This is a genomic window from Streptomyces canus (genome assembly GCF_041435015.1).
Taxonomy (GTDB): Bacteria; Actinomycetota; Actinomycetes; order Streptomycetales; family Streptomycetaceae; genus Streptomyces; species Streptomyces canus_G.
The window spans coordinates 3,077,813-3,090,378 of sequence record NZ_CP107989.1; the positions used below are offsets into that span (position 1 = coordinate 3,077,813).

At 69.1% G+C, this 12,566-nt stretch carries 11 protein-coding genes; 4 read left to right on the plus strand and 7 right to left on the minus strand.

What is annotated here, in order from left to right:
• Window positions 1-207 precede the first annotated feature (207 nt).
• On the plus strand, window positions 208-4,146 hold the full coding sequence (eccCa, locus tag OG841_RS13605; protein ID WP_328641239.1) for a type VII secretion protein EccCa: 3,939 nt from the start codon (window positions 208-210) through the stop codon (window positions 4,144-4,146).
• A 168-nt stretch (window positions 4,147-4,314) separates the two neighbouring features.
• Here the strand turns inward: eccCa and OG841_RS13610 are convergent, their stop codons facing one another.
• From OG841_RS13610 to OG841_RS13640, 7 genes are all read right to left on the minus strand, one after another.
• Window positions 4,315-4,905: a hypothetical protein gene (locus OG841_RS13610; RefSeq protein WP_328641238.1), complete on the minus strand. Its 591-nt coding sequence runs from the start codon at window positions 4,903-4,905 to the stop codon at window positions 4,315-4,317.
• Complete coding sequence (locus tag OG841_RS13615; protein ID WP_328641237.1) at window positions 4,902-5,402, minus strand: hypothetical protein; 501 nt, start codon at window positions 5,400-5,402, stop codon at window positions 4,902-4,904. The genes OG841_RS13610 and OG841_RS13615 overlap by 4 nt, the downstream gene beginning before the upstream one ends.
• The gene (locus OG841_RS13620; RefSeq protein ID WP_371565393.1) at window positions 5,399-6,166 is read right to left on the minus strand and encodes a hypothetical protein; all 768 of its coding nucleotides are present in this window, start codon (window positions 6,164-6,166) and stop codon (window positions 5,399-5,401) included. Before OG841_RS13620 ends, OG841_RS13615 begins: the two co-directional genes overlap by 4 nt.
• Before the next feature lie 3 nt (window positions 6,167-6,169).
• Complete coding sequence (locus tag OG841_RS13625) at window positions 6,170-7,393, minus strand: putative T7SS-secreted protein (protein WP_328641235.1); 1,224 nt, start codon at window positions 7,391-7,393, stop codon at window positions 6,170-6,172.
• Between the two features lie 75 nt (window positions 7,394-7,468).
• Complete coding sequence (locus OG841_RS13630; RefSeq protein ID WP_007385088.1) at window positions 7,469-7,756, minus strand: type VII secretion target; 288 nt, start codon at window positions 7,754-7,756, stop codon at window positions 7,469-7,471.
• Window positions 7,749-8,096, minus strand: coding sequence for a hypothetical protein (locus tag OG841_RS13635; protein WP_328641234.1), 348 nt, complete (start codon window positions 8,094-8,096; stop codon window positions 7,749-7,751). Before OG841_RS13635 ends, OG841_RS13630 begins: the two co-directional genes overlap by 8 nt.
• Before the next feature lie 375 nt (window positions 8,097-8,471).
• Window positions 8,472-9,197 carry a DinB family protein gene (locus OG841_RS13640; protein ID WP_365122093.1) on the minus strand — a complete coding sequence of 242 codons (726 nt, stop codon included), beginning with the start codon at window positions 9,195-9,197 and terminating at the stop codon, window positions 8,472-8,474.
• A gap of 217 nt (window positions 9,198-9,414) precedes the next feature.
• Between OG841_RS13640 and OG841_RS13645 the strand changes: the two genes are divergently transcribed.
• The 3 genes from OG841_RS13645 to OG841_RS13655 are packed head-to-tail and all read left to right on the plus strand — an operon-like array spanning window position 9,415 to window position 12,556.
• Complete coding sequence (locus tag OG841_RS13645) at window positions 9,415-11,148, plus strand: nucleic acid/nucleotide deaminase domain-containing protein (protein WP_328641232.1); 1,734 nt, start codon at window positions 9,415-9,417, stop codon at window positions 11,146-11,148.
• A gap of 53 nt (window positions 11,149-11,201) precedes the next feature.
• Window positions 11,202-11,774 (plus strand): SUKH-4 family immunity protein, encoded by a 573-nt coding sequence (locus tag OG841_RS13650; RefSeq protein ID WP_371565396.1) that lies wholly within the window; start codon window positions 11,202-11,204, stop codon window positions 11,772-11,774.
• 5 nt (window positions 11,775-11,779) lie between these two features.
• The gene (locus OG841_RS13655) at window positions 11,780-12,556 is read left to right on the plus strand and encodes a nucleic acid/nucleotide deaminase domain-containing protein (protein WP_328641230.1); all 777 of its coding nucleotides are present in this window, start codon (window positions 11,780-11,782) and stop codon (window positions 12,554-12,556) included.
• Window positions 12,557-12,566 lie beyond the last annotated feature (10 nt).

Genomic DNA, 12,566 nt, shown 5'->3' on the forward strand with positions numbered 1-12,566 from the left:
GATTCCCGCTCCGCGCTTCGTTTGGAGCGTCACCCTACCGTCCTCTTGCGGCTTCTCCCCATCCCCTCCCGGCTCAAGGGGCCCGCAGAACAGTAGGATCAACGCCCGGCTCATGTGTTGGCAAAGCCCCATGAGTTGACGAACATACGGGGGCCGTCACGACGGGGGCGGTTCGACATTGCGATTGCGTGAAGGACTGGTGGATCGGTGAGCGTCGTCATCGTCAAGCGCCCGCCGCGGGTACTCCCGCCGGAGGTGCCGAGTGAGGAGGTCAAGCTCGAGTCCCCTCCCGAACTCCCTCGTACTGAGGACGACAGCCTCCTGATGAACCTGCTGCCCATGCTGGGCATGGGGTCGTCGGCGGCGTTCTTCTTCATGCCCGGCGCCCAGGGCTTCATGAAGATCATGGGCGGACTCATGATGGTGTCCACGGTCGCCATGCTGGTCGCCCAGATCGTGCGGGCCCGGAAGGGACCGTCCGGTCAGATGGCCGAGGCGCGGCGCGACTACCTCAAGTACCTGGCGCAGAAGCGCCGTGAGGTACGGCGCACGGTGCACAAGCAGCGCGACGCGCAGTACTACCTGCACCCGGCGCCGGAGCAGCTGTGGGCGCTGGTCGCCGAGGGGTCGCGGCTGTGGGAGCGGCGTGCCATGGACCCGGACTTCGTCCAGGTCCGGATCGGCCTGGGCCCGCAGCAGTTGGCGACGCCGCTGGTCGCGCCCGACACCGCCCCGGTGGACGAGCTGGAGCCGCTGACCGCGCACGCGATGCAGCAGTTCATCGCGAGCTACGGCACGCTCGGTGAACTCCCGCTGGCCATCGGGCTGCGCTCCTTCTACCACGTGACGATCTCCGGGGACGCGGAGACGGTCTACGGCCAGACCCGGTCGGTCGTCGGTCAACTGGCCTCGCTGCACTCGCCCGAGGACGTGGTGATCGCGGTCGTGGCCTCGCCGGGTGCGGCGGTGGACTGGGAGTGGACCAAGTGGCTGCCGCACATGCAGCACAAGGAGTCCGACGGCGCCGGCAGCCGCCGTCTGCTCTGCTACGACCTCGGCGAGCTGGAGGAGATGATCGCCCACCAGCTGGAGGGCCGCCCCCGCTGGAGTCGGGACGGCTCGCCGGTGCTCGACCAGCCGCACGTGGTCGTCGTACTCGACGGCGGCGGTGTCCCCGCCGACTCGGTCCTCGCCTCGGCGGAGGGCCTGCAGGGCGTGACCATCGTCGAGGTGGTGCCCGGCGAACTCGACGAGGTGCGTGGCTCGCTGTCGGTGCGGGTGTGGCCCGACGCCATGGAGCTGGAGGCGGGCACGGGTGTCTTCACCGGTGTCCCCGACGTGCTGTCGCAGGCGCAGGCGGAGTCGCTGGGCCGTCAGTTGGCGCCGCTGCGGCTCGGTGCCGCCGATGCGGACGAACCGCTGCTGGCGAACCTGGACTTCACCGACCTGATGCAGATCGGCGACGCGGCGAGCGTGGATGTCTCGCGCACCTGGCGGCCGCGCACGCTGCACGAGCGGCTGCGTGTGCCGATCGGTCTCGGCGAGAGCGGTGAGCCGGTCATGCTGGACCTCAAGGAGGCCTCGCAGGAGGGCATGGGCCCGCACGGACTGTGCGTCGGCGCCACCGGTTCCGGCAAGTCGGAGCTGCTGCGCACCCTGGTCCTCGGCCTCGCGGTGACGCACTCGTCCGAGACGCTCAACTTCGTCCTCGCGGACTTCAAGGGTGGTGCCACCTTCACCGGCATGGGCAACATGCCGCACGTCTCCGCGGTCATCACCAACCTGGCCGACGAGCTCACGCTCGTGGACCGGATGCGTGACTCCATCACCGGTGAGCTGACCCGTCGCCAGGAGCTCCTGCGGCAGGCCGGCAACTACGCCAACATCACCGACTACGAGAAGGCGCGCGCCGCCGGTGCCGCGCTCGACCCGCTGCCCTCGCTCGTCCTGATCATCGACGAGTTCAGCGAACTGCTCGCCGCCAAGCCCGACTTCATCGAGATGTTCATCCAGATCGGCCGTATCGGCCGTTCACTGGGTGTGCACATGCTGCTCGCCTCGCAGCGCCTCGAGGAGGGCAAGCTGCGCGGCCTGGACACCTTCCTGTCGTACCGCATCGGTCTGCGCACCTTCTCCGCGGCCGAGTCCCGTACGGCGATCGGTGTGCCCGACGCCTACCACCTGCCGAACGTCCCCGGTGCGGGCATCCTCAAGTACGACACCGAGACGATGGTGCAGTTCAAGGCCGCGTACGTGTCGGGCACCTACCGGCCCAACGGGCCGATGGCGCAGGGCGGCGGCCGGATCGACCGCTCCCCCGTGCTGTTCACCGCCGCTCCGGTGCCGTTGCGGATCCTCGCCGAGCCGGAGCCGGAGACCCGGAGCAACCAGGTCGACGACGCGCTCGCCGACACCGTCCTCGACGTCATCGTCAGCCGCCTGGACGGGCAGGGTCCGCCCGCCCACCAGGTGTGGCTGCCGCCGCTGGACGAGCCGTTCAGCCTCGACCAGGTGCTGCCGGCCCTCAACATCAGCGCGGAGCGCGGCCTGCACGCCGAGGGCTACCACGCCCAGAGCAAGCTGATCGTCCCGGTCGGCCTGGTCGACAAGCCCTTCGAGCAGCGCCGCGACGTGATGTACGCGGACCTGTCGGGGTCCGCAGGTCACGCGCTGATCGTGGGCGGTCCGCAGTCCGGCAAGTCGACGCTCGTGCGCACGATGATCACGTCGTTCGCGCTCACCCACACTCCGGCCGAAGTGCAGTTCTACGCCCTCGACTTCGGCGGCGGCGGCATGCTCGCGCTGGAGAACCTGGCCCACATGGGCGGCGCGGCCTCCCGTCTGGACCAGGAGAAGGTCCGCCGTACGGTCGCGGAGGTGCACGGCATCCTCAACGCCCGTGAGGAGTTCTTCCGCTCCAAGAGCATCGACTCCATGGGCACCTTCCGAAACCGCCGGGCGCAGGGTCACTACCCCGACCAGCAGTGGGGCGACGTCTTCCTGATCATCGACGGTTGGGCGACGTTCAAGAACGACTACGAGATGCTCGACCCGGTCATCGCGGACATCGCCACCCGTGGTCTCGGCTTCGGTGTCCACCTGATCATCACCGCGACCCGGTACACCGAGATGCGGCCGGCGCTGCGCGACCAGATCCTGAGCCGGCTCGAACTGCGGCTCGGTGACGCGATGGAGTCGGAGTTCGACCGCAAGCGGGCCGAGAACGTGCCGATGGGCAAGCCCGGCCGCGGTCTGTCCCCGGACAAGCTGGACTACCTCGCCGCCACGCCCCGGATCGACGGGGCGACCGCGGTGGAGGACCTCGCCGACGGCATGGCGAACCTCGTCCAGAGCGTCAACAACGCCTGGCAGGGCCCGGCGGCACCGAAGGTGCGGATGCTGCCGACGATGCTGCACGCGTCCGAGCTGCCCGGCGGCGGCGACTTCGGCAGCCGCGGTATCGCGGTCGGTGTCGACGAGCTCACCCTCTCGCCGGTCTTCGTGGACTTCGAGACCGACCCGCTGTTCGTCATCTACGGCGAGAGCGAGTCCGGCAAGTCCTCGCTGCTGCGGTTCATCGCCAAGCAGGTCTCCGAGCGGTACGCGACCAACAAGGCGCTGTTCGTGGTCTCGGACTTCCGGCGCGCGCTGCTCGGCCAGGTGCCCGAGAGCCACATGTACAAGTACTGCGCCTCGGGTCCGCAGCTCCAGGAGGTCATGGAGTCGCTGGCCGGCTCGATGAGCCGCCGTATGCCGGGCCCGGACGTGACGCCGGACCAGCTGCGCAACCGCTCCTGGTACAACGAGCCCGACGCGTTCATCTTCATCGACGACTACGACCTCGTCGCCACGTCGATGGGCAACCCGATGTCGGTGCTCCTGGAGTACCTGCCGTTCGCGCGGGACCTGGGTCTGCGCATCATCCTGGCCCGCAGCACCTCCGGCGCCTCGCGCTCCTCCTTCGAGCCGGTCCTCACCCGGATCAAGGAGCTCGGCGCACAGGGCATCGTGCTGTCCGGTGACCCGTCGGAGGGTCCGGTGTTCAACAACATCAAGGCCACTCCGCAGCCGCAGGGCCGTGGCCAGTTCATCTCGCGCCGCTCCAGCGGGCAGCTCGTCCAGACGGGTTACCTGCCGGAGAGCTGAGTCCGTCTGCGTGAGTGGAGGGGCGGCCCGTGTGTGCGGGCCGCCCCTCCTTGTCTTTGTGGGGAGACCTGTCGAACGGCGGACGTACGGCTGCGACAGCGATACGGCGATGGCGGCACCCGGAGAGGGTGCCGCCATCGCCGTACGGGTACCGCGTGGTGCGTCCGGTCAGGTGGACCAGAAGTGGAGGACCGCCTGGGCGTAGGCCACTCGCGGGTCCAGCTGGGCGGGGCGGACCTTGTACTTGTCGGTGATGCCGTAGAACTTCAGGGGCGCGGGGCCCAGGCCGCCGCCCGCTCGCCAGACCGTGCGCGACGGCAGGTGCCAGTCGATGCCGTAGCCGCCGATGAGGCTCGCCGCGTTGTAGAGCAGCGTCAGGGGCGAGAGGACGACGTACACGGCCCACGCGGCCACGGTGCCGGGGCGGCCGACCAGCCGGGTGCCGTCCGGAAGTTCCAGCTCGTAGCGAGGGCGGCCACCGCCGGTCGGCGGGTGGAGCACGGCGAGTACGGAGCCGTCGGGCGCCGTCACGGTCAGCGCGCCGGCCGGGCCCCGTGGGGCCACGACACAGAGCGGCTTCTGGCCCGCCTGGTCCTCGTAGAGGGTGAAGTCGGTGGCGAGACCGTCGGGCGTACCGCCGCTCGACACCCCTCGTGCGACGTAGACCGGGTCTGCGCCCCGCACCTTGATGACACTCTGGAGGTTGAGGGCCGTGGTGCCCTGGGCGGCCTGCGCGTGCACGCCAAATACAGTCGTCATCGCCATCTCTTTCCGGTGACCGGCTTCAGCCAGGCAGGCAGTCCGTGATGCGGCAGCCCCGCCGCCGACAAGATCTGAAGGTACCCGTTGACCTGGTCGCGGGTCCCGCCGCGCAGCCAGACGTGGCGGAACCAGAACGCCCGGGCCAGCAGGTACACGCTGAGCGCGAGCAGCAGCGCCACGGGGGTGCAGAGGACCACGTCGGCCGCCGTGTCGGAGGTCGACCAGTCGGTGCTGCCGAGCAGGAACCAGGCCCCGACCGCCCCGGGCACGAACAGCAGACCGCCCCACAGCCCGCGGGAGTTCATCCCGCCCAGCAGCCGGCGGTGGCGCTGGAGCATCGCCTCGACCTCCGGATCGGCCAGGTAGTCGATGCCCCGTTCGGCACCGATCGTGCGCGCCGCCTCGGGCAGGCCCGGCACCGTCGCCAGCTGCGCGGCCCTGACCTGCAACAGGTCCAGGGCCTGTGCCGGGACGGTGCCGTCGGCCGCGCTCATCCGAACACGTCTCGCACGGACTGCGCCTGCACGGGCACGTGGACGCCGTTCGTCGCGTCTGCCGGACCACTGGGAGGAACGTCTGCCGGCTGCTCGGGGACCGGCGCCTCGACCGCGCTCTCGCCGTGCACCTCAATGGTGTTCACGATGGTGAATAACAGGTCGGAGTACAGGTCCCAGTCCTGCATGCACGGAGTGCTGAGTTCGAACAGGACCATCTCCGCCTCCCGGCGCAGCGGCAGGAAGACGGCGATCTTCCCGACCTCCACGTCCTCGGGACGACCGGAGTCGGTGACCTCGGCCGGGAGGGTCGTGACGTCCGCGGTGAACCGGACCACCGCCTCTCCCGCCGTGAGCCACACCGTCTCGACCTGAGCCCCTTCGCCACTGAGGCCCGCGAGTTCCGCGGCGACGCTCGCGGCCGTCATCTTCCGGCCGTCGGGCACGGACTCCAGCAGAGCACCCGTCACCGTCGCCGTGCTGCGCCGCCCGTCGAGGTCGAGGAGACAGAAGCCGGCATAACTGACTCCGGCCTCCATCATCTCGGCGACCACCGGCAGTTGGGTCGCCGCGTACTGGAACCAGAGCTCGGGGGTGCCCTGCGGGTAGACGTCCTGGGCCAGCTCGATCAGCGCCTGGCCGACCTGCTCCTCGGTCTCGTGGACGGGGAACTCGAAGAAGGCGGGCGGCACCCGGAACGTCAGACGCGGGGTGGCGACGACCGTGGAGTCGGCCGAGCCGCCGCCGGGGAACATGGTGCTCATCGGTTACGCCGCTCCCGCCGCAGACATGAACGCGTTGCTGGGCGGCGCGGCGGCCGCCTTGGTGTCGGCGCCACCGCCCGAGATGAGGCCGAAGGCCAGGCCCACACCCTTGATGCCGCCCATGGTGCCGCGCATCAGACCGCTGCCGACGTCCACGGCCTCGTCGGCGAGGCCCATCGCCTTGCCGGCCCGCGCCAGCCCCTTGTACATGAGACCGTCGGCCATGCCTCGGGCCATGTTGACGGAGGTCGCCATCTCGTCGGCGTGGGAGAAGACACCGGCGAGCCGTTCGCCCGTCGCCGCGGCCCTGGCCGCCTTCGCTCCCGCGGTGATGCCCTTGACGGCTCCGATACCCGGCAGCACACCGAGCCCGGCGCCGACCCAGTCCATCACCCCGACCTTCTCGCCACGGGCCGTCTTGACGCCGTAGCCGGCGAGCGCGAGGGCGCTGGCGCCGATGGCGAGGCCGCCGAGGATCGCGCCCACGGGCGGGATCGCCATGGTCGCCAGGGAGAGGATGGACAGCACGGATCCGATCTTGGAGAACAGGTCGGCGTGGTCGGCGAGGAAGTCCGTGAAACCGTCCCAGGCCGCCTTCAGGCCGTCGCCGATCGACTCCCAGATACTGATGTCCGGCGGCCGGTTGTTCGCGGCCTCGCGAATGGCGTTCTCGGCCTTCGCGGACTGCTCCTCCCAGTACTTGCGCAGCGCCTCGGCGTCCTGGATGAGGAGCTTGAGGTCGGTCGCGGCGTCCTGGGCCGCCTGCGAGGCGGAGTCGGCCTCCTCCGAGAGGGCCTTGGCCTGCTGCTCGGTGAGCTGCTGGAACTGGGCGCCCTCGATCTTGACGTTGACCCGGTCGACGTCGGCGTTCTTCTGGTCGAGCCGCTTGCGGGCCTCGACCGCGCGGTCCTCCAGGTTCTTGGCCTGCCGCTGCAGGGTCTCCAGCTCGTCGTGCCAGCCGCGCAGCGCCCGGGAGCAGGCCGTCATCGACTCGTGCCCCTGCTGGAGGTACTTGGGCAGTTCGCCGACCTTCTCCTGGAACTTCTTGGCGGCCTCGCCGTCCCACACACCGTCGGTCTTGCCGATGCTCACGAGCATCTCGCGCATCTCGTCGAGCTCGTCGCCGACCGTCTTGACGTCGTACGCCAGCGACTCGATCGTGTGCAGGTCGCCCTTGGCCGGGTTGAACGTCAGTCCTGGCCAGCCGGGCTCGTCGAACATCCCCATCTTCTTCTCCCCGTTGTGTGCGTGTGCGTGTGCGAGGTGTCTTGCGTGTGCGAGGTGTCTCAGCGGTGGTGCGGGCTACTTCTGGCTGAAGCCCTTCTGCAATTCCTGGTCGGTCGTCTGATACATCTCGACCGTCTTCTGCAGACCCTCGTGCAGGGTCTTGGAGGCGTCGGCGATCCGCTTGATGCCGTCGCCCCAGGCGTCCTGGAAGTCGTCGCAGGCGTTGTCGAGGCCGTCGGTGCCAAGGCCCTTCGGGCCAACCTTGTTCAGCCGCTGCTGGGCGCCACGCATGCGGTCGTCCACCTGGTCCAGCCTGTTGATCAGGGTCTTCATCCGATCGACATCGATCTGGAAGTCAGCCATCCCCGTGTCTCCCCGTGGTCGTGATCCAGTCAACGGCGATCAGGTTATCGGAGCAGCAAGTTCCGAGGTACCGGGGATGTTCGCTGTCGCCGACCCGCGGCACGCGCATGTTCACATCCGGTCCCGCACCTGCGGCACAGCCTGCGCGCAGGCCGGCCCGCTGGTCCTGCCGGGGCGAGGCGAAACCGTACGTGCGCCCGGTCCGGTACTCGTTCGCGGCGTCGGGGGGCTCCCTCTTCAGAGGGGAGATCAGGACGAACACCGGCCACGGCAGGATGCGCCAACTGCGCCGGGTGATCCGGCCGACCGGGGCGCCGTCACCACCGGGGATCTCGTACATCCCGTCGCCGACGGACCGGACCGCACGGAGCTGGGGGTTCGCCGTCGTCAGGGCCGTTGACGGTGACGGGCGGCGGAATCTCAGAGCTCGGCGGGCCGTGCCGCGGGACGGTCGGCGTGGGGTGGTCGCCGTCGGGCGGATGGCATGGGGCGGTTCAACGACGGCTCAATCACGGGATGTTCACAGGACTTCCCCGGGCGGGTTTCTCCGTGAAGGCGCGTCGGTTTCGGTACCGCGAGGTGGCGCACGGCTGGGTCCCGGGCGCGCGGTTAGGCGTCCGGGTCGTCGCCCGGTCGGGTGTCCCGGCGGCGATCGTGGCGACGCTCATGCCGACGGCATCACGCAGCCGAGCCCCAGGCCGTCAGCTCCCCTCCGCTACAGCGACGTCCGGGTGGACCGGGCCGCCTGCCACAGGTCCCGCAGCAGAGCGATCTCCGCCATGTGATGGATGAGCTCCAGGTTGGACCCCCACAGCACGGAGATGTACGGCTCGTCGGGGGCGGAGCCGTACGGGTACTGGGAGAAGCCGATCGTGTCGAGTTGGTCCTCGGTGACCCGGCCCACGGCGTCGCGCCAGCGGTCGAGCAGGAACCAGAACCGCTCCTGGGCCAGGGCCGCGGAGGGCGTGAAGTCGACCAACTCGTGGGGGTCGGTGCGGCGTTCGCCGAAGGTCCACTCCCACTCGCCCGCGAAGCACGAGTGCAGATGCCCCAGCCGCCACGCGATGGTCGTGACCGGCGAGATGTCGGGCTCCACCCGGCCGGTGTGAGCGAGGACCTCCTCGACCCGTTCGACGCTCACGCTCCAGTCCTCGGCGATCTTGGCGACGCTCATGCCGTCGGCGGCCTGCCGGGCGACCTCGGCGTACTCGCCCGCGGGGATGTCCGGGGCGCCCCTGTCGATCACCCACTCGCCGGGGCCGTACGCCCTGGGCGTCACCGCCTCGCTCCGGCGCCGGATCGACCAGCAGTCGGGCACCGGCTCCCACAGGTACTCCTCGTCACCGAGGCCCTCCAGCCGCACCTGCGCCCGCTCGCGGACGCAGTCGAACTGGTCCAGCAGCACACCCAGTCGATCGGTCCGTACGCGTCCGGTCTCCATGGCCCCGCTCCCCTCGCGCAGACGCGTCTCGCCGCGCTCACGCGGAGGTTAGCGACCGACCCGTACAGGGTGCGACGGATTTCCGAGCCCGCAGGTTCCGTTCGGAAAGGTCTGCGCCAACTGAGCCCCAGATCAAGTCATGTGATGCAGGGTGAACTTGTCTCCTTGAACCATTCAAAGTTACGTTTCCCCAACTAACTTTCGAACGGGGGTCCTTGTGGGTGTAGTCCTGCCGAGCGAGCTGGATGCGGCCCTGGACCTGATAGGCATCAGCTGGCCCAACGTCGACGAGGACGACTACCGCGACATGGCCCAGGCCATGCGGGAGTTGGCCGACGACATCGAGGACGGTGCCGCGGACGCGCACCGGGCGATCACCGATCTGATCGGGACGAACGAGGGTCTGGCGATCCAAGCGCTGGAGAAGCACTGGGATGTCGTCAAGGGCAAGCATCTGACCAATCTCTCCGAAGCGGGCCGGGTGGCGGCGACCGCGCTGGACGCCGTCGCCGTACTGATCGAGGGCGCGAAGATCGCCGCGATCGCCCAACTCGGCATCCTCGCCGCGGAGATCGCGGCCGCCATCGCCGCGGCCCCGCTCACCTTCGGCCTGTCCACCCTGGGCGGTGTCGCGGGTACGCAGGTCACCCGGATCGCGGTGAAGCGCATCTTCGAGGAGGTGTGCGAGGAGATCGCGGGGCGGATCATGGAGGTCGCCATGGGCCCGGTCTTCCAGGCTCTCGGCGCGATGGCGGGCGACCTGGTCCTGCAACTGGGCGGCAACGCCCTGGGGACGCAGCACGGCGTCGACCTCGGTCAGACCGCGAAGGCGGGCCGGGAGGGCCTGGACGAGGGCGTCGACAGCCTCAAGTCGGGTGGGGGCATGCAGCTGGCCAGCGCCGGCGGAGGCGCGGGCGGTTCGATGCAACTGGCCGGGGCGGGCGGGGACGGCGGGTCGAGCAGTGGCGGCGGCGGTGGCGGCGGTCAGTTCAGCATGGACCTGGAGTCCTACGACCGGGCGGGCAACGGCCTCAAGAGCGCGGGCGGCAAGATCCGCGACGGAGCCGGCAGCAAGCTGACCCGCGCGAAGTCCTCGCACGGCCGCGCCCGGGGCAAGGATCCGCTCACCAATCTCCTCGACCCCATGGTGGACGAGGTCGTGGACGGGATCGAAAAGGGCGTCAAGCGCTCCGCGGCCCACCTCGACGAGAGCATGACCAGCGGCCTGAGCCAGATGGCGAAGCGCCACAAGGGCAACGACGACGAGACCGCCCTGTCCCTGAAGCAGCTCCAGAAGGGCAACGACGGCAAGACGCCCATGTACCTGATGGGCGACGACGGCACGCTCAAGAGGCTGCGGGCGGACGGCGGGACCCACAAGCTGACCCAGGAGGACCGGGACCGCATCGGCCTCACGCTCGACGGCGACAACGCCGGCCGGCCACTGCCGGGCGAGCCGAACCTCAAGCTCCACGGCAAGCAGCGTCCGCGTCCCCTCAGCAACTCGGAACAGGTGGAGCTCGGGAGCACACCCCTGTCCCAGGCCGTCCAGCTGGCCCGGCACTCGGACAAGAGCTACGGCAACCACAAACAGGTCAACGGGCAGGACAAGTTCGAGAGCAACAACTACGCCGCCGCCCGGTTCAACAGCGCCAAGCAGGACGACGGCGACTTCGTCATGGTCGCGCGCAGTTCTGGATTCCGTCACTCCGAGCGCATGATCGGGTTCCCGGTCCTGAGAGACGGCGCCGGTGGCCGTATGACCGAGCTGTACACGGAAAGAGCTCCCTGTTCGTCCGCCCCGAACTGCAGCGCATGGATGAAGGAGAGACTTTCGCACGTCGATGTCACCCACAGCATCGATTACGGAAACACCAAGGAATCCAGAGCCCAGGGCAACGCGGAAATGATGGATTACCTGGACCGCCTCAAGGCGAACCGGCATAAATAGGCACATGCTAGCATCGGGCACTCCGATCATTCGCAAGGCAGGCAGGTCACGAGATGACGTCCCCCATCGACCGGGAGACCCTGGAATCCGAGTTCGGTCCGGAGGAGCTCACCACCTTTTCCGCAGCGGCGGTGGCGAACATCCGGCACGAGCCGAGTGCGGACTTTCTTCGCAATGTCGGCATTCCCGCCCGGCCGAATCCCTGGTTCGACCTCGTGGACGGCTCTCCGGAGCAGGCCAGAACGCTCGGCGACGCCTACGCCGACCTCCGCGAGCGCTGGACGGACCTGCCCGAAGGGGCCGAGGGCTGGCTCCTGCTGGGCATGGTGCCCTATGACGACATCGCCCTGGACGGTGTCTCAGGGGTCGTGTACTGCCTTCCGGGCGACGAATCCGAGATCTATCCACTGAACAAGGATCTCCCTTCCTTCGCTCACTTTCTCTATCTACTGGAGAAGGAACGCCCGAACTACGATTTCGATTCGGAACTCGACAATATCGACCCGGAGAGCGCGGCGGCCCGTCTCGCCGAGCAAATGCGGGAAATCGACCCGGCCGCTCTTGCGGTGACCAATTCCCGCTGGCACGACATCCTGGAGTATGTCGCCGAACCCGAGGCGAGGTAATGGCGATGAATGACAGCGACATCCGGCGCATCGGAGACCTCACCTTCCCCCTGACCGTCGGCCCGTACTTCGTGACGGCCGGGTCCGACCCCGTACCGCTGCAGGAGTTCGCCCAGTCCGTCGGCCGTACGGTCGTGCTGGAGGAGTGCCGGGAGTGGGCGCGGTTCGGGTCGGACCGCGGGTTCGAGATCTGTGCCGATCAGCAGGGCGTCGTACGCGCCGTGCTCCTCGACTGGACCGAGGAGTCGCGGTTCGTGAACGCGACTGCGGAGGCCTTCACCCAGTCGCTCGCCGCGCTCGACCAGGCCCTCGCCGTGATCCTCGGCACCGAGGTGCCGCAGGAGGCCGCCGCCGCGTACGCGGAGTTGGAGCAGCGGCTGCGGACCCTCGACCCAGGGGCGTTCGAGGGGCGGGAGCACTGGTGGCCCCTCGTCCTCGACGACATCCGGGACACCGCGAGCGCGGAGTGGTTCACCGCCTTCGAGATCGTCAACGACCAGGGCGAGAAGCAGATCGTCACGCAGGCCGGTGACATCGGCGTCCACCCGGAGGAACGGCTGTGGGGCCGGCTGCGGGCCGCGGGCGTGCAGCCGGAGCAAGTGCTGCGGGTCCACACCGAGTTGGAGGCCTGCTTCATGCCGGGGCACTACTGCTCGCTGTGGCTCGGGCAGGTCTTTCCCGAGGCGCAACTGACACACAACTTCCCCTACGGGGAGACCGCCGAGTCCCGCGCCGAGGGCATCCGGCAACTGCGTGAGGCAGCGGCCCAGCAGCCGCAGTAGAGGGGATGCA

What these genes read in the sequence shown, in the direction of transcription:
- OG841_RS13610 (WP_328641238.1), bottom strand. Translation starts at nt 4,905, where the DNA reads ATGACGACTGTATTTGGCGTGCACGCGCAGGCCGCCCAGGGCACCACG.
- OG841_RS13615 (WP_328641237.1), bottom strand. Translation starts at nt 5,402, where the DNA reads ATGAGCGCGGCCGACGGCACCGTCCCGGCACAGGCCCTGGACCTGTTG.
- OG841_RS13620 (WP_371565393.1), bottom strand. Translation starts at nt 6,166, where the DNA reads ATGAGCACCATGTTCCCCGGCGGCGGCTCGGCCGACTCCACGGTCGTC.
- OG841_RS13625 (WP_328641235.1), bottom strand. Translation starts at nt 7,393, where the DNA reads ATGGGGATGTTCGACGAGCCCGGCTGGCCAGGACTGACGTTCAACCCG.
- OG841_RS13630 (WP_007385088.1), bottom strand. Translation starts at nt 7,756, where the DNA reads ATGGCTGACTTCCAGATCGATGTCGATCGGATGAAGACCCTGATCAAC.
- OG841_RS13635 (WP_328641234.1), bottom strand. Translation starts at nt 8,096, where the DNA reads ATGTACGAGATCCCCGGTGGTGACGGCGCCCCGGTCGGCCGGATCACC.
- OG841_RS13640 (WP_365122093.1), bottom strand. Translation starts at nt 9,197, where the DNA reads ATGGAGACCGGACGCGTACGGACCGATCGACTGGGTGTGCTGCTGGAC.
- OG841_RS13650 (WP_371565396.1), top strand. Translation starts at nt 11,202, where the DNA reads ATGACGTCCCCCATCGACCGGGAGACCCTGGAATCCGAGTTCGGTCCG.
- OG841_RS13655 (WP_328641230.1), top strand. Translation starts at nt 11,780, where the DNA reads ATGAATGACAGCGACATCCGGCGCATCGGAGACCTCACCTTCCCCCTG.